Origin of the sequence: Actinoplanes sp. NPDC051859, from assembly GCF_044452725.1 — a bacterium.
Taxonomy (GTDB): domain Bacteria; phylum Actinomycetota; class Actinomycetes; order Mycobacteriales; family Micromonosporaceae; genus Actinoplanes.
In genome coordinates this window covers 60579-86434 of record NZ_JBITBX010000007.1, presented here as the reverse complement: position 1 = coordinate 86434, position 25856 = coordinate 60579, and the positions used below count along the sequence as shown (strand labels likewise).

30 protein-coding genes are annotated in these 25856 nt (G+C 69.3%); 20 read left to right on the top strand and 10 right to left on the bottom strand.

Annotation, left to right across the window (positions count from 1 at the left end; all coding sequences use genetic code 11):
* Positions 1-26 precede the first annotated feature (26 nt).
* Positions 27-1193: a glutamate--cysteine ligase gene (locus ACIA1L_RS19210; protein ID WP_396074166.1), complete on the bottom strand. Its 1167-nt coding sequence runs from the start codon at positions 1191-1193 to the stop codon at positions 27-29.
* 199 nt (positions 1194-1392) lie between these two features.
* Between ACIA1L_RS19210 and ACIA1L_RS19205 the strand changes: the two genes are divergently transcribed.
* Together ACIA1L_RS19205 and ACIA1L_RS19200 are read left to right on the top strand one after the other, a co-directional pair.
* Positions 1393-2634, top strand: coding sequence for a chitinase (locus ACIA1L_RS19205; protein WP_396074165.1), 1242 nt, complete (start codon positions 1393-1395; stop codon positions 2632-2634).
* A 14-nt stretch (positions 2635-2648) separates the two neighbouring features.
* Positions 2649-3803: a chitinase gene (locus ACIA1L_RS19200; protein ID WP_396074164.1), complete on the top strand. Its 1155-nt coding sequence runs from the start codon at positions 2649-2651 to the stop codon at positions 3801-3803.
* 28 nt (positions 3804-3831) lie between these two features.
* Here the strand turns inward: ACIA1L_RS19200 and ACIA1L_RS19195 are convergent, their stop codons facing one another.
* Complete coding sequence (locus ACIA1L_RS19195; RefSeq protein WP_396074163.1) at positions 3832-4497, bottom strand: DedA family protein; 666 nt, start codon at positions 4495-4497, stop codon at positions 3832-3834.
* Positions 4498-4597: 100 nt separating this feature from the next.
* On the opposite strand from ACIA1L_RS19195, the gene ACIA1L_RS19190 reads away from it, so the two are divergent.
* From ACIA1L_RS19190 to ACIA1L_RS19175, 4 genes are all read left to right on the top strand, one after another.
* The gene (locus tag ACIA1L_RS19190) at positions 4598-6244 is read left to right on the top strand and encodes an alpha-amylase family protein (protein ID WP_396074162.1); all 1647 of its coding nucleotides are present in this window, start codon (positions 4598-4600) and stop codon (positions 6242-6244) included.
* Between the two features lie 46 nt (positions 6245-6290).
* Positions 6291-7049, top strand: a complete 759-nt coding sequence (gene fabG, locus ACIA1L_RS19185) for a 3-oxoacyl-ACP reductase FabG (protein WP_396074161.1) — start codon at positions 6291-6293, stop codon at positions 7047-7049.
* Positions 7050-7134: 85 nt separating this feature from the next.
* Positions 7135-7527 (top strand): hypothetical protein, encoded by a 393-nt coding sequence (locus tag ACIA1L_RS19180; protein WP_396074160.1) that lies wholly within the window; start codon positions 7135-7137, stop codon positions 7525-7527.
* Positions 7528-7529: 2 nt separating this feature from the next.
* Positions 7530-8984, top strand: coding sequence for a glutathionylspermidine synthase family protein (locus tag ACIA1L_RS19175; RefSeq protein WP_396074159.1), 1455 nt, complete (start codon positions 7530-7532; stop codon positions 8982-8984).
* Here the strand turns inward: ACIA1L_RS19175 and ACIA1L_RS19170 are convergent.
* Positions 8977-9207 carry a flavin reductase gene (locus ACIA1L_RS19170; protein ID WP_396074158.1) on the bottom strand — a complete coding sequence of 77 codons (231 nt, stop codon included), beginning with the start codon at positions 9205-9207 and terminating at the stop codon, positions 8977-8979. The genes ACIA1L_RS19175 and ACIA1L_RS19170 overlap by 8 nt on opposite strands.
* Before the next feature lie 209 nt (positions 9208-9416).
* On the opposite strand from ACIA1L_RS19170, the gene ACIA1L_RS19165 reads away from it, so the two are divergent.
* Positions 9417-10142: an XRE family transcriptional regulator gene (locus ACIA1L_RS19165; RefSeq protein ID WP_396074473.1), complete on the top strand. Its 726-nt coding sequence runs from the start codon at positions 9417-9419 to the stop codon at positions 10140-10142.
* Positions 10139-10612 (top strand): NUDIX domain-containing protein, encoded by a 474-nt coding sequence (locus ACIA1L_RS19160; protein ID WP_396074157.1) that lies wholly within the window; start codon positions 10139-10141, stop codon positions 10610-10612. The genes ACIA1L_RS19165 and ACIA1L_RS19160 overlap by 4 nt, the downstream gene beginning before the upstream one ends.
* Here the strand turns inward: ACIA1L_RS19160 and ACIA1L_RS19155 are convergent.
* Both ACIA1L_RS19155 and ACIA1L_RS19150 read right to left on the bottom strand, forming a co-directional pair.
* Positions 10600-11025, bottom strand: a complete 426-nt coding sequence (locus tag ACIA1L_RS19155) for a hypothetical protein (protein WP_396074156.1) — start codon at positions 11023-11025, stop codon at positions 10600-10602. The genes ACIA1L_RS19160 and ACIA1L_RS19155 overlap by 13 nt on opposite strands.
* A complete protein-coding gene (locus tag ACIA1L_RS19150) occupies positions 11018-11386 on the bottom strand; it encodes a hypothetical protein (RefSeq protein ID WP_396074155.1) in 369 nt (122 codons plus the stop codon). The genes ACIA1L_RS19155 and ACIA1L_RS19150 overlap by 8 nt, the downstream gene beginning before the upstream one ends.
* 76 nt (positions 11387-11462) lie before the next feature.
* On the opposite strand from ACIA1L_RS19150, the gene ACIA1L_RS19145 reads away from it, so the two are divergent.
* From ACIA1L_RS19145 to ACIA1L_RS19120, 6 genes are all read left to right on the top strand, one after another.
* Positions 11463-12359, top strand: a complete 897-nt coding sequence (locus ACIA1L_RS19145; RefSeq protein WP_396074154.1) for a Gfo/Idh/MocA family protein — start codon at positions 11463-11465, stop codon at positions 12357-12359.
* A 256-nt stretch (positions 12360-12615) separates the two neighbouring features.
* On the top strand, positions 12616-13461 hold the full coding sequence (locus tag ACIA1L_RS19140; RefSeq protein WP_396074153.1) for a polysaccharide deacetylase family protein: 846 nt from the start codon (positions 12616-12618) through the stop codon (positions 13459-13461).
* A 231-nt stretch (positions 13462-13692) separates the two neighbouring features.
* Positions 13693-14298 carry a sigma-70 family RNA polymerase sigma factor gene (locus ACIA1L_RS19135; protein WP_396074472.1) on the top strand — a complete coding sequence of 202 codons (606 nt, stop codon included), beginning with the start codon at positions 13693-13695 and terminating at the stop codon, positions 14296-14298.
* Between the two features lie 169 nt (positions 14299-14467).
* Positions 14468-15214 (top strand): anti-sigma factor domain-containing protein, encoded by a 747-nt coding sequence (locus ACIA1L_RS19130; protein WP_396074152.1) that lies wholly within the window; start codon positions 14468-14470, stop codon positions 15212-15214.
* Positions 15215-15282: 68 nt separating this feature from the next.
* On the top strand, positions 15283-15927 hold the full coding sequence (locus ACIA1L_RS19125) for a fasciclin domain-containing protein (protein WP_396074151.1): 645 nt from the start codon (positions 15283-15285) through the stop codon (positions 15925-15927).
* Positions 15928-15933: 6 nt separating this feature from the next.
* Entirely contained in the window at positions 15934-17397 is a 1464-nt protein-coding gene (locus ACIA1L_RS19120; RefSeq protein WP_396074150.1) for a molybdopterin-dependent oxidoreductase, read from the top strand.
* Here ACIA1L_RS19120 and ACIA1L_RS19115 read toward each other — a convergent pair.
* Positions 17378-17578, bottom strand: a complete 201-nt coding sequence (locus tag ACIA1L_RS19115) for a hypothetical protein (protein WP_396074149.1) — start codon at positions 17576-17578, stop codon at positions 17378-17380. The genes ACIA1L_RS19120 and ACIA1L_RS19115 overlap by 20 nt on opposite strands.
* Positions 17579-17857: 279 nt before the next feature.
* Here ACIA1L_RS19115 and ACIA1L_RS19110 point away from each other — a divergent pair, with 279 nt between their 5' ends.
* Entirely contained in the window at positions 17858-18196 is a 339-nt protein-coding gene (locus ACIA1L_RS19110; RefSeq protein ID WP_396074148.1) for a hypothetical protein, read from the top strand.
* 2 nt (positions 18197-18198) lie between these two features.
* Here ACIA1L_RS19110 and ACIA1L_RS19105 read toward each other — a convergent pair whose 3' ends face one another.
* Complete coding sequence (locus ACIA1L_RS19105) at positions 18199-19128, bottom strand: AraC family transcriptional regulator (protein ID WP_396074147.1); 930 nt, start codon at positions 19126-19128, stop codon at positions 18199-18201.
* A 353-nt stretch (positions 19129-19481) separates the two neighbouring features.
* On the opposite strand from ACIA1L_RS19105, the gene ACIA1L_RS19100 reads away from it, so the two are divergent.
* The gene (locus ACIA1L_RS19100) at positions 19482-19838 is read left to right on the top strand and encodes an STAS domain-containing protein (RefSeq protein ID WP_396074146.1); all 357 of its coding nucleotides are present in this window, start codon (positions 19482-19484) and stop codon (positions 19836-19838) included.
* Between the two features lie 276 nt (positions 19839-20114).
* Positions 20115-20591, top strand: coding sequence for a VanZ family protein (locus tag ACIA1L_RS19095; RefSeq protein ID WP_396074145.1), 477 nt, complete (start codon positions 20115-20117; stop codon positions 20589-20591).
* A gap of 475 nt (positions 20592-21066) precedes the next feature.
* On the opposite strand, the gene ACIA1L_RS19090 is transcribed toward ACIA1L_RS19095, so the two are convergent.
* The 3 genes from ACIA1L_RS19090 to ACIA1L_RS19080 form a co-directional block, all read right to left on the bottom strand.
* The gene (locus tag ACIA1L_RS19090) at positions 21067-22203 is read right to left on the bottom strand and encodes a VOC family protein (protein WP_396074144.1); all 1137 of its coding nucleotides are present in this window, start codon (positions 22201-22203) and stop codon (positions 21067-21069) included.
* 123 nt (positions 22204-22326) lie between these two features.
* Positions 22327-22797: a hypothetical protein gene (locus tag ACIA1L_RS19085; protein ID WP_396074143.1), complete on the bottom strand. Its 471-nt coding sequence runs from the start codon at positions 22795-22797 to the stop codon at positions 22327-22329.
* A complete protein-coding gene (locus ACIA1L_RS19080; protein ID WP_396074142.1) occupies positions 22794-23171 on the bottom strand; it encodes a winged helix-turn-helix transcriptional regulator in 378 nt (125 codons plus the stop codon). Before ACIA1L_RS19080 ends, ACIA1L_RS19085 begins: the two co-directional genes overlap by 4 nt.
* A 75-nt stretch (positions 23172-23246) precedes the next feature.
* Here ACIA1L_RS19080 and ACIA1L_RS19075 point away from each other — a divergent pair, with 75 nt between their 5' ends.
* The 3 genes from ACIA1L_RS19075 to ACIA1L_RS19065 are packed head-to-tail and all read left to right on the top strand — an operon-like array spanning position 23247 to position 25804.
* On the top strand, positions 23247-24242 hold the full coding sequence (locus ACIA1L_RS19075; protein ID WP_396074141.1) for a zinc-binding alcohol dehydrogenase family protein: 996 nt from the start codon (positions 23247-23249) through the stop codon (positions 24240-24242).
* Between the two features lie 33 nt (positions 24243-24275).
* Positions 24276-25442 carry a serine hydrolase domain-containing protein gene (locus ACIA1L_RS19070; RefSeq protein ID WP_396074140.1) on the top strand — a complete coding sequence of 389 codons (1167 nt, stop codon included), beginning with the start codon at positions 24276-24278 and terminating at the stop codon, positions 25440-25442.
* The gene (locus tag ACIA1L_RS19065) at positions 25439-25804 is read left to right on the top strand and encodes a nuclear transport factor 2 family protein (RefSeq protein ID WP_396074139.1); all 366 of its coding nucleotides are present in this window, start codon (positions 25439-25441) and stop codon (positions 25802-25804) included. Before ACIA1L_RS19070 ends, ACIA1L_RS19065 begins: the two co-directional genes overlap by 4 nt.
* Positions 25805-25856 lie beyond the last annotated feature (52 nt).

The window sequence follows — 25856 nt, the reverse complement described above, 5'->3', positions numbered from 1 at the left end:
AGCGAGCCAGTCGCTGACGTCGGCTTTCATCGGGTGCCCGCGGTGGTGCGGGCGAGCCAGTCGACCACGTCAGCGACCGAGCCCTGCTGCGAGAGCAGGGCACGCTGCCGGGCCGCGCCGGTGCCGTGCGACCGCAACCGGCCCATGAGGACGGTCGCCCGGTCCAGGTCGCCGTGCCGCTCCAGCTCGGGGCGGACGTAGTCGAAGAGCTGACGCATGAGCTTCCAGGCCGGTCGCGGCTCGCGGGTCGCCATATCGATGTTGAGGCCTTCCAACCCGTCGTGGGCGGCCCGCCAGTGCGCGGCCATGAGCAGCGGGTGCGGCACGTTGGGGGCTGGCTTTCCCTCGCGTACGTCGCCCAGAACCGTCGCCACCAGGGCCCGAGCCAGGGCGGCGAGCAGGATCGTGTCGTCGAGGGAGGGGCAGACGTCGCCCATCCGGATCTCGACCGTGGGGTAGTTCGCGGACAGGCGGGCGTACCAGTAGAGCATTCCCTCGTCGAGCATCGCGCCGCTCGCGATCAGGTCGGCGACCAGCGTCTCGTAGTGCTCGTGGGATTCGAGGTAGGGCGCCGGGCCGACGGTGGGCCAGCGTTCCCACAGCATCGAGCGCCAGCTGGCGTACCCGGTGTCGTGGCCGGCGAACAGCGGCGAGTTGGCGGCGGCGGCCTGGAAAATCGGGAGCCAGGGTCGCAGGTGGTTGAGGACCTGGACGCCGGTCTCCGGGTCCGGGACGCTGACGTGGACGTGCATGCCATTGAGCCCGGCGCCGGGGGAGAGGTCGCCGAACAGCTCCCGCATCTGGTGGTAGCGCGGCTTGTCGACGATGCGGGCGTGTGGCCCGGCGGCGGGGGCGGCGCCGATGGCGACCAGGCGCACGCCGGCGGATTCCGCGGCGGTGGCGAGCCCGGAACGCAGCCGCCACATGGCGTCGTGCAGTTCGCCGAGGTCGAGCTCCGGCGGACTGGCGGATTCGATCTGGCTGCGCATGTACTCGTGCTGGACCGAGTCGCGGATGTCGGTGCCGAGCGCCTCGAACACCTGGTCAACCGCTTCGACGGTCCGCGGTTCGACCGCGTCGACGAGGAGGTATTCCTCTTCCACCCCGAGGGTCAGCAGTCCCTGGGCTTCCGCTCGCTCCGCCAGTTTGTCGGAGATCGTGGTCGCGCCTGTCGCAGGTTCCGCCGTCGTCATGCCGCGCAAGTACCCCTCGCTTCCCGGCCGAAAACGACCGTCTCCGCTCTGTCGTAGCGCGGAACCGCTCGGCGCCGCGGGCGTTTCGGCCTGGTTTCGCCCAGCCGGGCGGCTCAATAGAAAGTTAACTTCACCAATGTATTGCCATCCTCTGTTAACACTCCTAATAATTGGCCTACCCCAGCGGAAGGCCCACCCGATGCGCCGATCCCTCACCCTTGCCGCGGTCGCCACCCTGGCTGCCAGCGGTTTCGTCGTCCTCATCGCCTCGACCGCCGGAGCCGCGGCCGCCTGTGCGCCCGCGTGGAGCGCGAGCACCGTCTATACCGGCGGTACCTCGGCGTCACAATCCGGCCGTAACTACACCGCGAAATGGTGGACCCAGAACGAGAGCCCCAGCACGCACAGCGGGCAGTGGGACGTATGGGCCGACAACGGCACCTGCGGGTCCACGCCGCCCCCGACCACTCCGCCCACCACACCCCCGACCACGCCCCCGACCACGCCCCCGACGACCCCGCCGACGACGCCCCCGGACGGGACCCTGCCCCGGCACTTCGTCACCGGCTACTGGCAGAACTTCGACAACCCGGCCAACGAGATCCGCCTCTCCGCGGTCCCGAACACCTACGACCTGATCGCGGTCGCCTTCGCCGACGCGACCAGCACGCCCGGCGCGGTGGCGTTCAACATCGACCCCGGCCTGTCGGCCAGCCTCGGCGGTTACACGAACGACCAGTTCAAGGCCGATGTCGCCACACTGCATGCCCGCGGCAAGAAGGTCGTCATCTCGGTCGGCGGCGAGAAAGGTTCGGTGGCGGTCAACGACGCGGCCGCGGCTACCAGGTTCGCCGATTCGGTGCACGCGCTGATCCAGACGTACGGCTTCGACGGCGTCGACATCGACCTGGAGAACGGCCTCAACCCGACCTACATGGGCCAGGCCCTGCGCAGCCTGCGCGCCAAGGTCGGTGCCGGACTGATCATCACGATGGCCCCGCAGACCATCGACATGCAGAACCCGACTGGGTCGTACTTCAAGCTCGCACTGGACATCAAGGACATCCTCACGGTCGTCCACACCCAGTTCTACAACTCGGGCGCGATGCTCGGCTGCGACAACAACTCCGCGTACGGCCAGGGCTCGGTCAACTTCATCGTCGCCCTCACCTGCATCCAGCTCGAAGCCGGCCTGCGCCCCGACCAGGTCGCGATCGGGCTGCCCGCCACCACCAGCGCCGCCGGCGGTGGCTACGTCTCCCCAGCCGTGGTCAACCAGGCCCTCGACTGCCTGACCCGCGGCACGAACTGCGGATCGTTCAGGCCCCCGCGCACCTATCCCGGCCTCCGTGGCGCGATGACCTGGTCGATCAACTGGGACGTCACGACCGGCAACGGCTGGGCCAACGCTGTCTCCCCCCACGTCCACGCCCTGCCCTGAGCGGAGATCCCCCGATGAAAATCCCCGCCCTGCTCGCCGCTGCCCTCCTCGGGACGGCCGCCGCCCTCGTCCCCCTCGCCCCGTCCACCGCCGCCGCGCCCTGTGCCCCCGCGTGGAGCTCCAGCGCGATCTACACCGGCGGCACCACCGCCTCCCAATCCGGCCACAACTACACCGCCAAGTGGTGGACCCAGAACGAGAGCCCGGCCACGCACAGCGGCCAGTGGGACGTCTGGGCCGACAACGGCACCTGCGGCGGCACCACCGATCCGGAGGAGCCGCAGCCGCCCACCGGCGGCAAGATGGCCTCCTCGCCGTACCTGTATCCGGGCTGGGGCAACCCGCCCGCGCCGGGCACGGTCATGAACGCCACCGGCATCAAGGCCTTCACCATCGCCTTCGTGCTCGCCAACGGCTGCAACCCGGTCTGGGACGGCGAGAGTGGCCTCACCGGCGGCGTGCACGAAAGCACGATCAACGCCATCAAAGCCGCGGGCGGCAGCATCGTGCCGTCGATCGGCGGCTGGAGCGGCAACAAGCTCGGCCCGAACTGCGCGACGGCGGAAGCGCTCGCCGGGGCCTACCAGCGGGTGATCGACGCGTTCGGCCTCAAGGCCATCGACATCGACATCGAGAACAGCGACGAGTTCGAGAACACCGTCGTGCAGGACCGCATCCTCGGCGCCCTGAAGATCGTCAAGCAGTGGAACCCGAACGTGAAGACCATCCTGACCTTCGGCACCACGCCGTCCGGGCCCAACTACTACGGCACCCGGCTGGTCCAGCAGGCCAAGGCGCTCGGCGCCAACATCGACATCTTCACCCAGATGCCGTTCGACTTCGGCGGCGGCGCCGACATGTACGCCAGCACCGTCAATGCCTCCGAAGGCCTGAAGAACCTGCTCAAGTCGACGTTCGGCTGGACCGACGCGCAGGCGTACAACCACCTGGGCATCTCCGGCATGAACGGGCTCTCCGACCAGCAGGAGCTCACCACACCGCAGACGTGGAGCCGGATCCGCGACTACGCGACCAGCAAGGGCCTGGCCCGCTTCACCTTCTGGTCGGTCAACCGCGACCGGCCCTGCCCCGGCGGCGGCGTCCGCTCGGACTGCAGTGGCATCGCCCAGGCCGACTGGGAGTTCACCAAGATCAGCGCTGGCTTCTAGCCCACTCGACGACGCGCGGTCGCGGACCTCACCGGTTCGCGGCCACGCGGCGGCGCTTGCGCACCTTCTTGACCACCCAGCTCCCGACCGCGAGCACGATCAGCGCCCAGATCGCGTAGTCGAACCAGTGGGCGTACTTTTCGAGGTCCTGCCAGCGGGAGCCCAGCGCGTATCCGCCGCCGATGAACAGGCAGTTCCAGATGCCACTGCCCAGCGTCGTGAACAGGGTGAACTGGCCCAGCGGCATGTGGTTGGCGCCGGCCGGAATCGACACCAGGCTGCGCACCACCGGCGCCATCCGGCCGAACAGGACCGCGCTGCGCGCGTGCCGCTCGAACCAGCGGTCGGCCGTGTTCAGGTCGTCCGCGTCCACCAGCGGGATCCGGTCCAGCCAGCGGCGCAGCCGATCCTCGCCCAGGGCGTACCCGAGCCAATAGAGCATGAGCGCCCCGAGCACCGATCCCACGGTCGCGGCGATCGTCACCAGCACCAGATTGACCCGGCCCTGATGGGCGAGGAAGCCCGCCATCGACAGCACGATCTCGCTCGGGATCGGCGGAATCAGGTTCTCCAGCGCGACCAGCATCCCCACGCCGACCTCGCCGAGCGACTCGATCACCGACGCCACCCAGCCGGTGAGCCCACCGAGCTGCCCGGGATCGGTCTCCGCCGCCAGGACGTACGGCACGGTCATACGGCGCTCCTTCAGCCAGGGGATCGTTCATTGATACCCGACACGCGCGGCGCGAACCCAGAGGTTTCCGTCACCGGCGGCGCGGTGACATAGCCGGTGCATGAGCGACCGGTGGTACGAAAAGGCCGTCATCTACTGCCTCGACATCGACACGTTCGCCGACTCGGACGGCGACGGGGTCGGTGACATCCGGGGCCTGATCGGGCGGCTGGACTACCTCGCCCGCCTCGGTATCACCTGCCTGTGGCTCAACCCGATCCACCCCACCCCCAACCGCGACGACGGCTACGACGTGCAGGACTTCTACAACGTCGACCCCCGCCTCGGCACGCTGGGCGACTTCGCCGAACTGCTGCACCAGGCGGACAGCCTCGGCATCAAGGTGATCATCGACCTGGTGGTCAACCACACCTCGGACCAGCACCCGTGGTTCCTCCAGGCCCGCAAGTCGCCGGACTCGCCGTACCGGGACTGGTATGTCTGGTCCGAGACCGAGCCGGCAGACCGCCGCCAAGGCATGGTCTTCCCCGGCGAGCAGGCCGAGACCTGGTCCTACGACCGGACCGCCAAGCAGTGGTTCTACCACCGCTTCTACAAGTTCCAGCCGGACCTCAACATCAACAATCCGCGGGTCCGCGAGGAGATCAAGAAGATCTGCGCGTTCTGGCTGCAACTGGGCGTCTCCGGCTTCCGGATGGATGCGGTGCCGTTCATCATCGAGCAGACCGAGCCGGGCAACCCGCAGGCGCCCAAGGACCTAGGCTTCCTCACCGAGCTGCGTCAGCACATCCAGTGGCGCAAGGGCGACGCCGTGCTGCTCGCCGAGGCCAACGTCGAACCCGACCAGCTCAAGCACTTCTTCGGCGACGGCGGCGGGTCGTCCAGCCGCATCCACATGCTGTTCGACTTCATGCTCAACGGCCGATTCATGCTCGCCCTGGCCCGGCAGCATCCCGAGCCGATCATCGACGCGCTGCGTGACACCCCGAAACTGCCGGCCGGCGGCCAGTGGGCCACGTTCCTGCGCAACCACGATGAGGTCGACCTCTCCCGGCTCACCGCCGAACAGCGCAACGATGTCTTCGCCGAGTTCGGCCCCGACGAGGACATGCAGCTCTATAGCCGCGGCATCCGGCGCCGGCTCGCCTCGATGCTCGGCGGCGACCGGCGGCGCATCGAGCTGGCGTACGCCCTGCAGTTCAGCCTGCGCGGCACCCCGGTCCTGCGCTACGGCGAGGAGATCGGCATGGGCGACGACCTGGCACAGCAGGGACGCGACGCCATCCGTACGCCGATGCAGTGGTCCTCGTTGCCCAACGGCGGGTTTTCGACCGCCGAGCCCAAGGCCCTCGTGCGTCCGATGGTCTCCGACCCGGAGTACGGACCCGAGAAGGTCAATGTCACCCTGCAGCGCCACGACCGGACCTCGCTGCTGTCCTGGTTCGAGCGGATGATCCGCACCCTGCGCGAAGCGCCCGAGGTCGGCAGCGGCTCCTGCACCCACGTCGACGTGCCCGTGCCATCCGGCGTGCTGGCCCACCGCGCGGACGACAGCACCGGCACGATGCTGTTCCTGCACAACCTCAGCCCGGACGACGGTGTCGTGGACCTGAGCACGCTGGCGGCCGAGGCGGAGTTCCCGAACGACATCCTGGCGGACAGCGAATACCCCGGACCGGACGGTCTCGACGCCCTTGCCATCAGGGGATATGGCTACCGCTGGATCCGGCTGCGTCGCAATCCGTGATCACGGGTTAGAGTCGGCCGACCATCAGATCTGCGGGAGGCCAGCAATGACCCAGCCGAGTCGGGTAGCCATCGTCACCGGAGCCGCACGCGGCATCGGCGAGGCGACCGCGCTGAAGCTCGCCGCCGACGGCCTCGCCGTCGCGGTCGTCGACCTCGACGAGGCCGCGTGCGCCAGCACAGTCACGGCGATCCACGACGCGGGCGGCACGGCTCTCGCGGTCGGCGCCGACGTGTCCGACCCGGCCCAGGTCACGGCCGCCGTCGAGCGGGTCGTCGAAGGCCTCGGCGCGCCGACCGTCCTCGTGAACAACGCCGGCGTGCTGCGCGACAACCTGCTCTTCAAGATGAGCGACGACGACTGGGAAACCGTCATGGCGGTCCACCTGCGCGGCGCGTTCCTGTTCAGCCGGGCCGTCCAGAAGCACATGGTCGACGCCGGCTGGGGCCGCATCGTCAGCCTGTCCAGCACGTCCGCGCTCGGCAACCGCGGCCAGGCCAACTACGCCGCTGCCAAGGCCGGCATCCAGGGCTTCACCAAGACCCTCGCCATCGAGCTGGGTCGCTACGGCGTCACCGCCAACGCGGTCGCCCCCGGCTTCATCGCCACCGACATGACCGCCGCGACCGCCGCCCGGGTGGGCATGGACTTCGAAGAGTTCAGCAAGATGGCGATCAGCCAGATTCCGGTCGGCCGCGCGGGCCGCCCCGAAGACGTGGCGAACACCGTATCCTTCCTGGTCAGTGAAGGAGCGGGATTCGTCTCCGGCCAGGTCATCTACGTGGCCGGCGGACCCCGCGCGTAGCCTCTGTCTTGATCGGGGTCGCTACAACTGATAGTGCGACCCCGATGAGAGGGAAAGGGCGGAGAAGCCGACTGTGAACCGACGCATGAGTTCTCGTAGCGTGGCTCTGACCAGCACGTTCCTGCTGTTGGCCGCGGGTGGCGCGGCCGCCTGCGACAACGGCGACGAATACCAGGACGAGGGCTTCTACTGCGCCGACGAAAACGGCGTCATCGTCGACGAGGACTACTGCGACGACGATGACAACAACGGCGGCGGCGGTGGTGGCGGATTCTTCATCTGGCACTCGTCCGGCTACCGCTCCGGCTACCCGGTCGGCTCCAAACTGCCCGCCGGTGGCTCCAAGTTCGCCTACAACGACAAGGCCTCCCGCTCCAAGTTCGGCCTGCCGTCGACCGGCCGGGTCAGCAACGGCACGGTCAAAACCAGCGTCGTCGGCAAGGGCGGCAGCGGTTCCTCCAGCAAATCCGGCGGCTGAGCTTGAAGCGGATTCCGTACGGCCCGGTCCGCGACGGCTGGCGCCTCACCAACTACAGCCTCGGGCTGACCTACAACGACACCGAACTGCCCGACGGGACGATGATCTCGTACTGGCAGGAGGGGCCGTACTACGACTTCACCGAGGCCGAAATCGAGGAGCTGGAGGCGGCCACCACCGCCCTCAACAGCATGTGCCTCGAAGCCGGCGACTGGATGGTCCAGCAGTGCCCCCGCCGGCACGCCCAGGGTCGTCGCGACGGCTACTTCCAGTCGGTGTGCACCCCGGAAACCTGCTTCCTCGCGAAGATCGGCATCCCGGAGTACACCCACGAGCAGATCATCCGCACCTGGTTCGACGACGACGCCGAAACCTGGACCCACCAGGACAAAGACCCGGACAACCGGATCCCCCTGCAGACCCCGGACTACTCGCCGAGCATCTACGGCCGGTTCGACCTCTGGTACCAGGGCGCCGGCACCGTCCCCCGCCTGCTCGAATTCAACGCCCAAACCCCGACCTCCCTGGTCGAGGCGTCGGTCATCCAATGGCACTGGGTCGACCAGACCAACCTGACCCAGCACCCGTGGCGCCAGTGGAACTCCATCCACGACCGCCTGGTCGGCTGGGAAGCCACCGACGGCGAACCCGCCAACCCCGGCGCGTGGAAGCGCAACATCGGCAAGTTGCGCGAAGCCCGGCCCTGGCTCCCCGAGAAACCGAAGATCTTTTTCGCGTACGAGACCAGCGAACCCACCGGCGAAGACCGGATGAACGTCGCCTACCTCATGGCCACAGCTGAGGAAGCCGGCTATCCGGTCGAACTCATCGCCATGAGCCAGATCGGCTGGGACGTGGCCGGAGACCGAGTCCTCTTCGTCCCCGCCCCCGGCCAGGAACACAAAGCCCAACCCATCGACGTCATCTTCATGCTCTATCCGTGGGAGTGGTTCTGGAACGAAGAGGGCGGCAAAGCCTTCTTCCGCAACATGGCCGACCCCGCCAAACGCGGCACCGTCTGGATCGAACCGCCGTACCGCGCGGCACTGCTGGGCAACAAGGCACTCTTGCCGGTCCTGTGGAAACTGTTCGGCGACGACCCCGAGCGCGGCAAGTACCTCCTGCCCGCCTACTTCGCTGAGTCCTCCTCCGCGGCCAAGCTGACGTCGTACGCCAAAAAGCCGATCTGGGGCCGCGAAGGCGGCTCGGTCACCCTGGTCAAAGACGGCGTCACCATCACCGAAAACCCCTCCGAGTACGGAGCGGACGGCCGGTACGTGGTGCAGGAGCTGCTGGAGCTGCCGGCTTTCGACGGCCTCGAAGGCACCGTCCACCCGGTCATCGGCTCCTGGCTCATCGACGGCGAACCCGCCGGCATGGGCATCCGCGAAGGCCTCGGCACCGACGGCCTCGTCACCAAGGACCGCTGCAACTTCGTCCCGCACGTCATCACCTAGCCCGGCATTCCGGCCAGGACAGGAAGCGGTGGTACAAGTCGCCGACCGTCTCGGCCTGAGCGTCCTCGCACGCCTGCACGAAGCACGCTGTCAGGTAGACCATGAGTGAAACCCTGGCACCCGCGTATTCGGCGGTGAGTTGCTGTCGGCGTGTCGGGCATGGCCAGTCGGCCCCGCATCCGCTGCAGATCCACCGAGGCCGCACTGGTTGATGCAGCGACATAGTGACCACCCGCCGTTCGTCTCGTCCTGGCACCTGCCGGCCCGGCCGAGAGCGGCGAGCGGACCGGCAGGGCTTGAGGCACGAAACTACGAGCAGGCCGGGGACGGAAGAACGTCCGAGCAGGCACTTGCGCGGACACTTTTGTGCCCGCGAAATGTCGCGACGTGTCTACTACGGTGAATGACATGAGCCATCGGCTGCGCACCGCTATGCTGCGAGCCCAACTGGATCCCGCCGCGCTTGCAGCGGCCGTCGGGGTGGACGTCAAGACGGTCAATCGCTGGTTCACTGGTCGGTTGCCGCGCCAACGCACCCGGTTGGCCGTAGCTGACGCCCTCGGCGAATGCGAAGCGGACCTCTGGCCGCAGGCCCGTCCGGACCTGGCCCCAGGAGCCGAGGTCACCGCGGAGGTTGTCGGCGCCTTTGCCCACCGAGCGGACATTCCGCAAGGGCTCTGGACGGCCTTGCTGACCGGCGCCACCGCCCGGATAGACCTGCTCGGCTACGCCTATCCGTTCATTCTGGAACTCCTGCCTGACGCTATGACCCGCCTTGGCGACAAAGTCGATGCGGGCGCCCGGATCCGGTTCGCCTTCGCCGATCCCGACTGCCCACACGTCGCCGAACGCGACGAGTTGGAGCAGATCGGCGGCACCCTGCCGGGACGCATCCGCAACGCTCTCAACTTCTGCGAGCCGTTGCTGGGCCGACCTGGATTGGAGATTGGCCTGCACAGCGTGCATCTCTACAACTCGGTATTCCGATTCGACAACCAGATGATCGTCACGCCGCATCTGTATCGGGCTCGCGGCTATCAGCATCCGGCGTTGCATCTTCGGGAGCTTTCCGCCCACGGAATCTTTGCGTCGTTCGCAGATCAGTTCGAGCAGGTGTGGCAGGCGGCGAAGCCTTATCGGCCCGGGAGCGGCGCATGAGCAACCGGCGGGACTACTACCGCGATCCTGGGGCGCCGATCGCCAACAGCCTGGTGCCGGGCGGGTCGGCGTTGGTTGTCGATGAGCAGGGCCGGGTCTTGTTGCAGCGGCGGGCCGATTCGGGGAACTGGGCGCTGCCCGGCGGGGCGATGGATATCGGGGAAACGCTGGGGGAGTGCATCGTCCGGGAGGTCAAGGAGGAGACCGGGCTGGACATCGTCGTGACCGGCCTGCTCGGGATCTATACCGATCCGGCGCACGTGATCGCTTATGCCGACGGTGAGGTGCGGCAGGAGTTCAACGTGACCTACCTGGGCCGAGTCGTCGGGGGCGAGATCAGCGTCAGCGATGAGTCGACCGCGGTGCGGTTTGTGGCGCCGGAGGAGTTCGATGGCCTGCCGATCCACGAGACCGTCCGGCTGCGACTGCGGCACTTCGCGGAGTCGCGAGACGTTCCTTACCTGGGCTGAGTGGGGCGGTGGCGCCGGAGCCACCAGAGGCCGATGAACGGCAGGACTAAGGGGACGTAGCCGTAGCCGCTGCCGAAGTGGGACCAGACCGTGGCGTCGGGGAAGTCGACGGCGTCGGCGATGCTGAGGATGCCGACGGCGAGGACCCCGACCAGTTCGATCGTGCAGCTCACCAGGGCGATCAGGCGGCCGCGGGTGCCGCCGATCGCCAGCCCCACAGTGGCCGCGAGGTAGACGAGCCCGGCGAAGGCCGACAGCAGGTACGCCAGCGGCGCCTCGCTGAAGTGCGTCGTGATCTGGACCAGGGCGCGGGCGCTCGCCGAGAGGGCGAAGATGCCGTAGACGAGGAGCAGGACGCGGCCCAGGCCGGAGCCGAGGGCGGCGTCGGAGGGGCGGGCGGGGGCTTCAGCCACCGGTGACCTCCGCGATCTGCTGCAGGCGCAGCACCAGGACCGGCAGCACCAGGCAGGCGACGCCGAGGATGAGGGTGCCCCAGCGGGTCGGTTCGAGGCGGGCCAGATAGACCCCGACCGGGGCGAAGGCGACCGTGGTGATCAGGTAGCCGACGAAGGTGGTCCAGTCGGCGGGCCGTTCGTGGGTGAAGAGGCCGACGACGGCGACGATGACGAGCACGGTGACCAGGGCGCTGAGGGCGATCATCGACCACAGGTCGGCGTTGCTCGGGGGGCGGTTGAGCGCGCTGCGGACCAGGTACCAGATTCCCAGCACCAGGGCCGCCACGATGGTGGCGGTCGAGAGGGGGCCGTTCATCATCGGCACAGCGTACTGACCTGCGTCGGCGTGTTAGTTTTCGCACCGGGTGGATCTGCGGTGGGGAGGCGGCTCGGGCATGCGGTTCGGACTTTTCGGTACGGGACCCTGGGCGCACCAGGCGCACGCTCCGGCTCTCGCCGCGCACGCCGACGTCGAGTTCGTGGGCGTGTGGGGGCGGGACCCGAAGAAGGCGGCGGCGCTGGCCGAGGAACATGGCGTCCAGCCGTACGCGGAGGTGGACGCGCTGCTCGCGGACGTCGACGCGATCGCCGTTGCCCTGCCACCGGATGTGCAGGCGGACATCGCGTTGCGGGCCGCGCAGGCCGGCAAGCATCTGCTGTTGGACAAGCCGGTGGCCTTCTCGGCGGAGCTGGCCGAGGAGATCGTCGCGGCGGCCGAGGCGCAGAGCGTGGCCGGGGTGGTGTTCTTCACCCGACGGTTCATGCCGCAGATCCAGAAGTTCGTCGCGCAGGCGCAGGAGGCAGGCGGCTGGCTCGAGGCGCGGATCGACCATCTGGGCTCGATCTTCCAGCCGGGGAACCCGTTCGGGGAGTCGGCGTGGCGCAAGGAGAGCGGCGGGCTGTGGGATGTCGGCCCGCATGCCGTGGCGTTGGTGTTGCCGGTGTTGGGGGCGGTGACCGAGGTGACCGCGATGTCCGGCACGCGGGACATGACGCACGTCTTGCTGCGGCACGCCGAGGGCGCGATCAGCACGTTGACGTTGTCGGTGGACGCGCCGGCGAAGCTGGAGCGGGAGGACGCCGCCCTCTACGGCGAGTCGGGTGTGGCCGTGGTGCCGCCAGTGCCGTGGCAGCCGGTGGAGGCGTTCGGTCGGGCGGTCGATGCGTTGCTGGGTGCCGCAGACGGGGGTGAGGCATCGCCGCTGGATCTGCGGTTCGGTGCCGATGTGGTGCGCATTTTGGCGGCGGCCGCCGAGTCGATCAAGACCGGTCGGGCGGTCGAACTGGGCTGAACCGCCCACTGCGGCCGAGATCACATCGGGTTCCCCAAGGGCGCCCGGTAAGCACCCTTTCCACAACTTTGCGGGCTGGATCGATCCGCCGTACTGCCGATGGAAGTGAAACCGGAGCTACTGAGCGTGTCCGGGCCGAGATTCGGCCTTGACGTGATCAACGAAGCTGCGGGGTCCGTACCCATCGCAGTCATCGGGGGATGTCCATGATCTCGGCAGCTTTGTGCGCCGCGGCCGTGCCGCGGAAAGGCCTCTCATGGGGCTGAGCCGACGGTCGCTGCTCCGCACCGCCCTCGCCGGCGCGGCCGGGGTGGCTACGGGCGTTGCCGGGACGCGCGAGGTGCCCTCGTGGTTTGGCTGGGACCAGCTGCCGGTGCGCGGCGGGTACGCCGACGCGGCCGCCGATCTGACCGCGGTGCGCAACGCCGAGGTCAAGATCCACTATCGGGGGGACACCGCCGAGTCCCTGGTGGCGCTGACTTTTGACGACGGCCCGGCACCGAAGTGGACGCCGATGGTGCTGGACGCCCTGGACGCCGCGAACGTTCCGGCCACCTTCTTCATGACCGGCCAGCACGTGACCCAGCACGGCGGCCTGGTCAAGGACCGGCTGGCCCGGCACGAGATCGGCAACCACTCCTGGTCGCACGCCGACCTCGCCACGCTCGACCTGGGCGGAGTGACCGACGAGCTGACCCGGACCCACGACGCGATCAAGAAGCACCTCGGTCGTACCCCGACCCTGATGCGCCCGCCGTTCGGCCACCTCGGCGGCTCGACGGCGCTCGCCGCCGCCCAACTGGGCTACGACATCGTGCTGTGGTCCGAGGCCATGCACGAGCACCGGTACGCGAACGACCCCGCCGGTCAGGCCAAGTACATCGTCGACGCGGTCAAGCCCGGCACCATCGTGCTCGCCCACGACGAGGGCGACGACCGCCGCCTGGTGACGGTCCAGGGCCTGCCCGCGATGTTCGCCGGCCTGCGTCAGCGTGGCTTCCGCTTCGTCACCGTCTCCGAGCTGCTGGCCGCCACACCCGCCCCGAAGCCGACACCCAGCACGTCGGCCGTCCCACTCGCCGCCCAACCGGCACACGAATAGCCCAGCCACCCAGCCGGCACGCCGCGAGAAGAGCCAGCCGGCACACGGATAGCCCAGCCAACCGGCACGCCGCGAGAAGAGCCAGTCGGCACACGGATAGGCCAGCCACCCAGCCGGCACGCCGCGAGAAGAGCCAGCCGGCACACGGATAGCCGATAGTCACACCCATCCCCGTCGCGTTCGGCCCCGAATCCACGTTAAATGCCTGTGGACGACGGAGAGGCGGACCTGATGGCACACGGCGCTGCACGGCGACCGGACCATCTCTCGGCGGTGCCGGCGGCTCCCGCCGACGCCGGTGAGCTGCTGCGTGGGGTGGCTCGCGGGGACGAGGCGGCGTTCGGCCGGCTCTACGACCTGGTCGCCCCGCGGGTGTACGGCCTGATCCGGCGCGTCCTGCGCGATCCCGCCCAGGCCGAAGAGGTAGCCCAGGAAGTGCTGGTCGAGGTCTGGCGGACGGCGGCCCGGTTCGACGCTGCCCGTGGCACCGCCACAGCCTGGGTGTTCACGATCGCGCACCGCCGCGCGGTGGACCGGGTCCGCTCCGAGCAGGCATCCGCCGACCGCACCCTCAAGGTCGGCGCCGCGTCGGTCGACACCCCGTATGACGAGGTGGCCGATGAGGTGTCCGGGCGGCTGGAACGTCAGCAAGTGCGGCATTGCCTGGATGATCTGACCGAGTTGCAGCGTCAGGCGGTGACGCTCGCCTATTACCAGGGCCACTCGTACCGGGAGGTGGCCGAGCTGCTGGACGCACCGCTCCCGACGGTGAAGACGCGGATGCGGGACGGGCTGATCCGGTTGCGGGACTGCCTGGGTGTGGAGGTACCGGCATGAGCGACTGCACCGCAGCGAAGCAAGGGCCAGGAGGGCATGCCCGGAATGGCAGCATGAGCGACTGCACCGCAGCGAAGCAAGGGCCAGGAGGGCATGCCCGGAATGGCAGCATGAGCGACTGCACCGCAGCGATGCAAGGGCCAGGAGGGCATGCCCAGGAGGTTCAGTCATGATGGCTGTGGATGTGCATGCGCTGGTGGGGGCCTATGCGCTCGACGCGTTGGATGAGCTGGAACGGGCTGCGTTCGAGCGGCATGTGGCCGACTGTCTGGCTTGCCGCACCGAGGTGGACGAGCTGCGGGAGACTGCGGCTCGGTTGGCGGACAGAAGCTGGTCGGTGCCGCCGCCGCGGCTGCGTACCGATGTCATGGCGGCCATCGGCCGGACCCGGCAGGTTGCGCCGCCCGAGCAGAGCGCACCCGGCGTCGTGGCCGGGCCGTCGCGCGCGCGTCGCTACGCGGTCGCTGTCGCGGCCGCCGTGGTGCTCGCGGCGGGCACGGGCGCGACCGTCTACGCGATTCAGGATCAGCGGGTACGCGAGCAGAGCGCTCTCGCCGCGGCGGCTCAACTGCGCGAGACGCGTACGGAAGCAATCTTGTCTGCCTCTGATCTGGTGGTCCGGTCTGGGCCGATCACCGGGGGCGGCCGGGTGACCGTGGCGTCGTCGCGGGAGCAGGCGGCCAGTGTCGTGTCCTTCAGCGCGGCCCAAGCGCCCCCCGCGGGCCACACGTTCCAGATGTGGACGATTCGTGGCGCCGGCGCGCCGGTGTCGGCGGGGCTGATGGGCACGGGTGTGCAGTCGGCGATTGCGCTGGTCGACGGACTCCCGGGTAACGACGTCTTCGCCGTGTCGCTGGAGCCGGCCGCCGGTGCCGCGACGCCGTCTCAGGTGGTGGCGAAAGTTTCGCTCACTTAGGAGCAGTCCGGGGAGCATTCGGGTCCGAATCAGTAGCGAAGGAAAAAACTGCTACTGAGGGGTACACAATGCGCGCCACCCGTTTCACCGCCGTTGCTGCGGCCGCCCTGTTCACGACGTCGCTGGCCGCCTGCGGTGGCGACAAAGAGTCGGACACGGCGACGCCGCCAGCCGCTCCGATGACCACGACGACAACCGCCGCGCCGATGACGTCCACGCAGGCTATGGACGGGATGATGATGAACTTCGGCGCGGGCTGTTCCGCGGTGCCCACCGACTCGTCGAACCCGGGCAGTTTCGCGGCCATGGCCAAGGAGCCGGTCGCCACCGCCGCCTCCGGCAACCCGGTGCTGTCCACCCTGGTCGGTGCGGTGAAGCAGGCCGGGCTGGTCGACTCGCTCAACACGGCTGAGGCGCTGACCGTCTTCGCGCCGGCGAACTCGGCGTTCGACAAGATTCCCGCCAAGGACCTCAAGAAGGTCCTGGCCGACAAGAAGATGTTGACCAGCGTGCTCACCTACCACGTGGTGCCGGGCAAGCTGGCGCCCGAGGACCTGGCCGGCTCGCACAAGACGCTGCAGGGCGACGAGGTCAAGGTCACCGGCAGCGGCACTGACTTCAAGGTCGGCGGCGCCTCGGTGGTGTGCGGCAACGTGCAGACCGCCAACGCGACCGTCTACATCATCGACTCTGTCCTGATGCCGAAGAGCTGAGCGGTGATGCTTCGGCGTACCGGCAAACCGGCGCTGTCCGGCGTACTCTGCGCCGCCCTGGGTGTGACCGCCGCGGAACTCCTCGCGGCGGCCACTCGGCCGGCCGCCGCGCCGCTGGTCGCCGTCGGCGGTGCGGTCATCGACGCGACGCCGACCCCGGTGAAGGAGTTCGCGGTCCGGACGCTGGGCACCTATGACAAGCCGGCGCTGTTGGGCGGCATCGGTCTCGTCCTGCTGGTGTTCACAGCCGCGGTCGGCGTGCTGAGCGTCCGTCGCCGCTGGGTGGCGATCGCCGGAGCCGCACTGTTCGGGCTGGTGGGCGCTGCTGCCGCACTGTCCCGACCGACGGCAACCTTGTTCGATGCCGTGCCGTCGCTGCTCGGCGCCGCGATCGCTGGAACCGCTCTGCTGTGGACGCGGTCCCGGCCCGCCACCACCAACCGGCGAGCTTTCCTGATGCTCGCCGGCAGCGTGGCCCTGCTCGGTGTCGCCGGCGAAACCATCAAGCGCGTCCGAGGAGGTGCGATTGCGCGCTCCCGGGAGGCCATCAAACTACCGGCGGCGGCTGACCCCGCCAAGCCCCTTCCCTCTTCGGTGGCACCCGGCTTCACCTCCGCGAAGCTGTACCGGGTCGACACCGCCCTGACCCTGCCTAAAGTCGATGTGGCGACCTGGTCCCTGCGTATCCACGGCATGGTCGACAAGGAGCTGGAGCTGTCCTTCGCCGACCTGCTCGACCGGCCGTTGCGCGAACGCGACATCACCCTCAACTGCGTGTCCAACGAGGTCGGCGGGCCCTACATCGGCACCGTACGGTGGCTCGGCGTCCCCCTCGCTCCGCTGCTCGCCGAGACGGGCCTCGACCCGAAAGCCGACCAGCTCGTCGCCCGGTCGGTGGAAGGCATGACCATCGGCACACCGGTCGCCACCCTGCTCGACGGACGGGACGCCATGCTGTGCGTCGGCATGAACGGCGAGCCGCTGCCCGTCGAGCACGGCTTCCCCGTCCGCATGCTGACCCCCGGCCTCTACGGCTACGCCGGGTCCTGCAAATGGGTGACCGAGCTGGAACTGACCACGTTCGCCGACTTCGACGCGTACTGGGTGCGGCGTGGCTGGGCGGCCCGCGGTCCCGTCAAGACCGCTTCGCGGATCGACAAGCCGCGGCCCTTCGCCACGGTCCAGGCCGGAAACGCGACGGTCGCGGGCGTGGCGTGGGCCCAAGGCCGCGGCATCCGTACGGTCGAAGTCCGCGTCGACGACCGTGACTGGCAGAAAGCCGAACTGCTGCCCGTGCCGTCCTCCGACACCTGGGTGCAGTGGCGCTACGAGTGGAAGGCAACCCCCGGCCCGCACACCCTCGCCGTACGGGCCACCGACGGCACTGGCGAGGTGCAGACCGAGGAACGTGCTACCCCGTTCCCCGACGGCGCGACCGGGTGGCACACCATCACGACGACAGTGGACTGAAGCGTTCGGGATCGGTGCTCTCGTCGCCGTGTCGCTGGGCGGCTTCCCCCGGTTGCTGGAACTTCGGGTTGTCGGCGCCCGGACGGCGACCGGTGATGAACGCGTTGACCGCGACATCATCGGCAATGGCGTCCGCGACCGCCGGAGTGTTTTCCAGCGGCGTATGATCCTGCTCGCTCATGGTGCCTCCCTGACCCTGGACATACCCCGCTTGGGGGGAATCCAACGCCGATCCTGGCGAGAAGGACACGCTCGCTCACCATCCTGAGTGTCCGACGAGCGTGATTCGGACAGCCGCCGCGCGCAGCGGATGGACGGTGCGTAGCGGGGCGAATACATTTCTGCGTTGTCGTGTATGCGACCGTTCCGGCGGGGATCGCGCGCATTCATGGCGAGGGGAACGTGACATGAACCAACGCAGGGATGCCGCTGAACCACTGCCAGATCCGGGTGGAAACAGGTGAGCGGCGGGCTGTCCGACGCCGAACGCGACGCGGGCGAGCTTCTTCGGCTGCTGTCCGGGCTCTCCGCCCGACTTCGCGCCCAACACCAGGACCTCGGTCTTGACCAGGAAATACTGGCCGCATTAGCCGAGGACGGTGGTGCGGCGGCCACCCGCGTGCTCGCCTACCTGCGTGGACTGCGCGGCGCAGGCGACGGCGAAGCCACCGCGGTGCCACCCCGGCTCGGGCCCTGGCGCGACTGGGTTCCCGCCCGGGGCAACCTCTTCGGCGGCCCGACCGCCCCACCCCGGATCGGCGAGCTGCCCCGCCCCCGCCGGCGTGACCCGGGAGAGTGAATCTAGCCGGCGTCGCGCAAGGTCTGTGAGGGACAAACCCCGAACCGGTTTCGGTACGCCGAAGCGAACCGACCCAGATGCGCGAAGCCCCACCGGTGTGCCACCGCCGCCACGGTGACCCCGGCCGGATCCTCGCGACGCAGCTCCTCATGCGCCCGCGTCAGCCGTACGTGCAGCAGGTAGGTCATCGGGGCGCAGCCCACATGCCGCCGGAACCCCTCCTGCAGCGACCGCACGCTGACCCCGGCGATCCGAGCCAGATCGCCCACAGTGAACGCTCGCTCCGGCTCGTCCTGCACCGCGTCGATAGCCCGCCGCACCGCCCGCGGCGGCCCAGCACTCGCCGGCGCCGTCAACTCGTCCGAGTAGCGATGCGGCACGCTGAGCAGCAGCCCGCTCAGAATGCTGCGACGCAGGTGCTCGGCGATCAGCGGCTGCCGCACCAGGCTCTCCGGCTCCGCGATCTCATCCCGCAGCAACCGGATCAGCGTGGCCCAGCTCCGAAACGGCCCGGCGGTGAGGTCGATGGCCGGCGGCAGTTCGAGCGGCCCCGCCACCGGACGGCCCAACAGCGTTGCCAGTTCCGCCTCCAACGCGGTGCGCTCGATCTTGACGTCGAGCTTGACGGAATTGCGGGAGTGCGCTGCAAAGGCCGGCCGCCCGGGACCGTACAAAATGGCGGCGCCTACCCCCGCAGTGACCTCCCGCCCCGCATGCCGCGCAGTGACGTGTCCACCTGTTGGGATGCTGACGTGATAGGCGTCCAGCTCATTCGCGTCAAGCGTCACAGGAGCGCCAAAGCCTAGCTGTCCCACGGTCAGCGGTCCGAGTTGGATCACATCCGCCCGAAACTCGAACCCCTCGGCCCCCGCCGGCGCACCAACCGCCAGCGGATAGTAGAACCGCTGCAGCAGCGACCGCGTGTCATCCAAGTCGGCACTGCTGAAGCTGGCTGCCGTGCGAGTGTCAAGGACCGGGGTTACTGTCCTGAAAAGAGCCTCACTCATCTCGTACGGCACCCTCACGCATACGGTGAGTATTGAGATCACGTAGGCATTCGTCAATATCTGTCCGGAGGCGTGACCGTTACGGCACATTCGGGCCGGATGAACTACTCTGGCGTTCCGCGCCTACCTGGCGTAACTTGCGAACCAGCGGATTGTTGTTGTTGGGACGCGGAGGTCCGTCCGGCGCCGGGTGCGGCGCCAGGCCACACCGCTAGAAAGCGCAGAAGACTCCGCGGAAGGTTCGGCGTCGCCCGCACGACGCCAGGAAGAGGGCAGCCGTGTATCTGCCAATCACCACTCGCCAGTTGGCCGACGGAACTGTGGAAATCGCCCCCAGCGGGGAGATCGACCTCGACAACGCCCACATCATGCGCGACGCCGTCAACGACGTCCTCACGTCGCAGACCCCGGCCCGGATCGACCTCGACCTCCAACGGGTGATGCTGATCGACAGCATCGGCATCGGCATCCTGGTGGCCTGTTTCCACGCCGCCGCGGCCTCCGGCATCAAACTCGTCGTCAGCCACCCGAGCCCGACGGTGTACCGCCAGCTCTGGATATCCGGCCTGGTCGGCCTGCTCGGCTGCGCCGAACCGCCGAACCCGCGCACCTCAGTCGGCCTCCGCCCCAGCTGAGCGCGCACCACGCCGCCAACCGAGGCCGCGCATCCCGGGGTTCCCCGCCCGATCCGGGGCAGAACCCCATCCGCTCGGGACAGCGCCTTCAGCGGCGGCACTGACGACGGCTTGTTGCCGCAAACCGTCGTCATTCGGGGCTAGGGGACTCTCCGCACGACCCGGACTTGCCGGTCCGGGTCGTGGCCCGGCGACCGCACCGCGCCGACCTCGCGCCCGGCCTCACCCGTAGGGGAGAAGCGCAGCCGGGCACATCCTCGCTACCGTTGACCGATCATGTGGCGGCGCGCGACCTACGGACTCCTCCTGCTGTACGCCGCTGCCGTCGTCGCCGTCACGATCTTTCCGATCCGCCCCCACCCAGCCTCGTACTGGGCCGGCGAACCGTTCATGACGATGGTCCACTGGATCCCCGGCGACGTGGACGCGCCGAGCTGCACGCTCAACGTCATCATGTTCATCCCGTTCGGCATCCTGCTGCCCCTGCTCTGGCCGGCCACCGACCGGCTACCCGCCATCGGCTGGCGCGCCCTGGCCGCCAGCGCAGCCATCGAGACGGTCCAGCTGATCCTCGGCCTCACCATCGGCAGCCGGCGCACCATCGACATCAACGACCTGATCGCCAACACCGCCGGAGCCCTCCTAGGCCTCCTGCTGCTCCGCCTAGCCGTCCCCGCCGCAGCCCACCGCGCAGCCATCTGCCCCCCCAACACCCCGCGCCGCCCCTGGCCCTGCGCCTGCCTCTGCTGGTAGCCATTCGCCTGTCTCTGCTGCCCCGGCCCCGGCCCCGGCCCCGGCCGCTGGCCCCGCGCGTGCTGCTAGACCCACACCCGGCGTTGCTGGTGGTAGTTCGCCCGGCGCTGGTCGGGGGAGTTCACCAGCCTCGTCCCCAGGTGTCGAAGAGCCGCCGCTCGTTCCGCAGCAGACCGGATTCCGCGGTAATGGGGGTGACCCTCCCGCATTTCGTCCGGCGCCATCCCATGGAGCTGTGGACGACGCTCCATCGGCACTCCGCGCGTCGGGAGGCCGGTCAGTCGGCGAGAAGCCACGGAACGGGCAACGATGCGGGTCGGTGGACCGTGCAGGCACCCGGCCGCTGCCGTCGCCACGCCGTGACGGCTCGCACTGCGGTCAGGGCGCCGGCCACGACCACGAGGACGGCGTGGAGGCAGGGGCCTGACGGTCGCCGCGTGCTGGACGCAGGATGATGAAGACCGGGGCTGGCCCGTTAAATCAGCAGGTCCGGTTCCACCTGGTGGATCTTGACCGGCGTGCCGTCGGGCGTCTCCACATGCAGGCGGGTGCCTAGGTCGCGGTCGGCGGACAACTGCACGATCGTGATGCCCCGGTCGCGGAGTTGCTGCTCCAGTCGCTCGAGGGGCATGGTCGCCGAAAAGTTCAGCTCCACGGTGCTTTCGCCCTGCGCGGGGTCAGGTGGGCGAGTGACCAGGCCGATCTGCGCGGTGCCGACCTGCATCAGCACCCATTCACCCGCCCGTTCGCCGTGGATCAGCTCACCGCCCAGCTTCTCGTAGAAGCCGATGGCTGCCGGCATATCCGCAACGTGCACCATCGGCTGCAACTGCAGGCCGGGCAGCATCGGCCGCGGCGATGGCACCTTGGCCACGCCTCGCTGCGGCCCCTGACTGCGCTGCCGCCCGGGGGCCGCCGAGCTCGGAGCGGGCGAGTGCGTGGGCGCGCCAGCTGGGTGCTCGGCGGATGCGCGCAAGTGCTCCCCGGGCGCTGCGTGTGGGACGGCGGTGCCTGCCGTGTGCGGGTGCTCGCTGGATGCCGTGGTCGAGTCCGGGGTGGGCACCGCGGGTGGGTGCTCGGCCGACGCTGCGGTGGGGGCCTGGGCGGGCGCCGTGTTCGGGTGTTCAGCGGCAGGTGATTCGGGGGTGGGCTGCGGGGTGGTGGCAGCTGCGGAGGGCGATGCGGTTGCCGGCCCGAAGCGGGCGTCGGCTGAGGTGGGAGCAGCCGGGTGGTTGTCGCCGACGGGGATGCCGCCGTCGGCGGGGGAGGACTCCGCGGACCCGGCCGGCGGGTGATCGTGTTCGTGGGCGCGGCTGTGCGGGGAGGGGCTGGGCGGGTTGGTGGGCGACAGCTCGGCGGCGGGGGGCTCGGGTGCCGGGTCTGTGGTGGGGTCGGCGTTGTCGAGGGTGAGGAAGGGCGGGGGGATGGGGCGGGGGTCGGCGGGGCTTCCCGAGGCGGGACGGCGGGGGCCCGGGGTGACGGCCGCGGGAGCGGTACGAGTCGCCTGCGGGTCGGGCGCGCTGCGAGTCGCCTGGGGGTCGGGCGCGGCGGGGTGCCGGCCGCGGTCGTTCGCCGTCCTGCCTCCGGCGGTCACCGGTCGTTCCTTGGCCATGGCGGACTCCTGTCGGGCAGCTGTCGGCGCCGGCGGAAATGCCGCCACCGAAGGGCTCAACGACCCGTGCGGCTCATCGATTCATTCCGCATCGTGTCGATCCCCGGCAGACATCTGCTCCCGCTAGTCGTTGAGTTGCACGCGCTGGATTTCGGCGAGGGTGGCGGTCAGGAGTTGGTCGATGGGTTGCTCGTGGCTGAGGTGGGCCAGCAGCAGGGCGGCGTGCAGGGCGAGCGCGTCCGGCTTTGGGGGTGGTGCGCCGTCGTCGTCCCAGACGCCGAGTGCGCCGGCGAGGAGGTAGAGGGTGACCTGGGGGTCCACTTCGGGGCACCAGGGGGCGGCTGCGCGCACGCTGTTCTCGAGGACCGTGCGGACGTCGCCGGCGTCGAGGCCGTCCGGGTGGGTGGCTTCCAGGCGGAGGCGAACGGCCGTACCCAAGATGAGTCCTGCTTGGGTTTGGTCTTGGGCACTGAGCTGGGCCACCGCTTCGGTGAGCGTGTCACGGTCTTGCTCGCGGGCCGCGGCGATGGCGGTGGCGGTCGCGGCGGCGATGGGCCGGGCTGCGGCGGGCAGGTGGCGCCACTGAGCGGTCATGGTGCGACGGTAGCGCTGGGGTGTGACAGCGGGAAGCGGTCGATGTTGGCGACGACCCAGCGGCGCAGCATGGCGAGTGGCTCGCAGGCGTCCCGGCCGAGCGGGGTCAGTGAGTATTCGACGTGCAGGGGGACCGCGGGGTAGACCGTACGGTCGATCAGGCCGTTTTCTTCGAGGCGGCGGAGTGTGGCGGTGAGCACTTTCGGGCTGACGCCTTCGAGCTTGGCGCGCAGGGCACCGAACCGGCGGGGGCCGTCTTCGAGGGCGCCCAGGGCGAGGGCGCTCCACTTGTTTGCCAGCAGATCCAGCATCGGGCGGCAGGGGCAGGACGCGTCGTAGACGTCGTGGGCGCGGCCGCAGGAGGTGGAGATCATGCGGCCCATCGTAGTACCCGAAGGGAACTAATAACCATTGACGGTAACTAGGGCGTACGGAATAGCGTCGTTGGCATGCCTGAACTGATGCGAGCGGTGGGTTACCGCACGAGCCTGCCCATCTCCGACCCTGCCTCCCTGCTCGACCTGGAGCTGCCCGTGCCGGAGCCCGACCCGCACGACCTGCTGGTCCGGGTCGAGGCCGTTTCGGTCAATCCCGCGGACCCCTGGGTCCGGCTGTCCACCGACCCGCAGGGCGAACCCAAGATCCTCGGGTACGACGCGGCCGGCGTCGTCGAGCGCGTCGGCTCCGCGGTCACGCTGTTCCGGCCCGGCGACGAGGTCTGGTACGCGGGCTCGATCGCACGCCCCGGCACCAACTCCGCGCTGCACCTGGTGGACGAGCGGATCACCGGACCGAAGCCTGCCTCGCTCGACTTCGCGCAGGCGGCCGCCCTCCCGCTGACCACCCTGACCGCCTGGGAAATGCTCTTCGACCGGCTCCGGCTGACCGCAGACAGCAAGGGCACTGTGCTCGTCCAGGGCGCCGCGGGCGGGGTCGGCGCCATCGCCGTCCAGCTCGCCCGGCAGTTGACCGGCCTCGAAGTGATCGGTACGGCCTCCCGCCCGGAATCCCGCCAGTACGTCCTGGATCGGGGCGCACACCGCGTCGTCGACCACCACGGCGACCTGGCCGAGCAGCTCCCGGACGGCGTCGACTACGTCCTCTCGGCGCACTCGGCCGGCATGGTCGAGACGTACGCGAAGATCGTCCGACCGTTCGGCGCGGTGGTGGCGCTCGACGAGCCGGCGGGTCTGGATCTGCGCCCGCTGAAGCTGAAGAGCATCGCGTGGCACTGGGAGTTGATGTTCACCCGGGCGCTGTTCGACCCGGAGAGCACCGCCCAGCACGAGATCCTGACCCGGGCGGCCGAGCTGGTCGACAAGGGCGTCCTGCACACCACCATGACCACGCGCATCGACGGCATCAACGCGACCAACCTGCGTCGCGCCACCGAGGCGGTCGAGGCCGGGTCGACCATCGGCAAGACCGTCCTGGCTGGATTCTGAAAACTGTCAGAGCCATCTGCCATGGTGGTCTGCATGACGGTGCATGAAGCCATGGCAACGCGCGTCGAGCGAGGCGAACTCCCCGGAATCGTCACGCTCGTCGCTCGCGGCGAGCATGTGCGGGTGGATGCCATCGGCACGACCGCGTTCGGCGGGGACGTGCCGATGCGTCGCGACACGGTGTTCCGGATTGCGTCGCTCACCAAGCCGGTGCTGGCCGCGGTGACGATGATGCTGGTCGAGGACGGTCTGCTGGAGCTGGCGGAGCCGGTGCACCGGCTGTTGCCGGAGCTGGCCGGGCAGCGGGTGCTGGCCCGGATCGACGGTCCGTTGGACGACACGGTCGCCGCACACCGGCCGGTGACGGTCGAGGACCTGCTGACGTTCCGGCTGGGCTTCGGCCAGATCGTCGAGCCGACGTTCGACCCGCCTTGGCCGATCGTCGAGCGGGCGGCCGCACTGGGGCTTGTCCTCGGCCCGCCGGATCCACGGACGGTGCACGACCCCGACGAGTGGATCCGCCGGTTCGGCACGCTGCCGTTGATGCGGCAGCCGGGCGAGCAGTGGCAATACAACGCCGGCTCTCTCGTGCTCGGTGTGCTGGTGGCACGCGCAGCCGGCAAGCCGCTCGGCGACGTGTTGCGTGCGCGATTGTTCGACCCGCTCGGCATGCGTGACACCGGTTTCTGGCTGCCGGCCGACCGTGCCCGGGAGCTGCCCGCCCACTACATGACCGATCCGGAGACGCAGCGCTTGGTCGAGCACACCGACACCGGCCCGGAGGTCTGGAGCTCGCCGCCGGTCTTCCCGTCGGGCGCGGGTGGGCTGGTTTCCACGGTGGACGAGTTCCACACTTTCGCCCGGCTGTTGCTGGACCGTGGTGTCCACGACGGGACTCGGCTGCTGTCGGAGCGATCGGTCGAGCTGATGTCCACCAATCAACTCACCCCCGAGCAGGTCAAGACCGCCGGCATGCTGCTCGGCGGCGCGGGGTGGGGCTTCGGCATGGCGGTCACCGTCGCGACCGACGACACCTCCGCCCCCGGCCGGTACGGCTGGTCGGGGGGTTACGGCACGAGCTGGTTCAACGACCCGCACGAGGGTCTGACCGGCATCGCGTTCACCCAGGTCAGCGACTTCCTCTGGACGGGTGCACTGGAGGAGTTCCAGCAGCTGTCCTACGCCGAGGAGCGGCGATGACGAATCTCGACGCGGTCGGTGCCTGGGTGCACGCCTATCGGGCCGCCTGGGAGTCGAACGACCCCGGCGCGATCGGCGGTCTGTTCGCCGACGACGCCGCCTACTTCACCGAGCCGTGGGCGCGGCCGTGGCTGGGGCGGGAGGCGATCGTCGCCGGATGGCTGGCGCGGCAGGACGAGCCGGGGTCCACCAGCTTCGAGTGGCATCCACTGATCGTCAACGACGACCTCGCCATCATCGAGGCGACGACCCGCTACACCGCGCCGCCGCGGGTCTACAGCAACCTGTGGGTGCTTCGGCTGGACACCAACGGGCAGGCGCGGCAGTTCACGGAATGGTGGATGCAGCACCCGAGCGACTGACGCTGGTCGATTTGCCGGGTGTGTCTACTCAATTCACCGCGATGAAACCCGG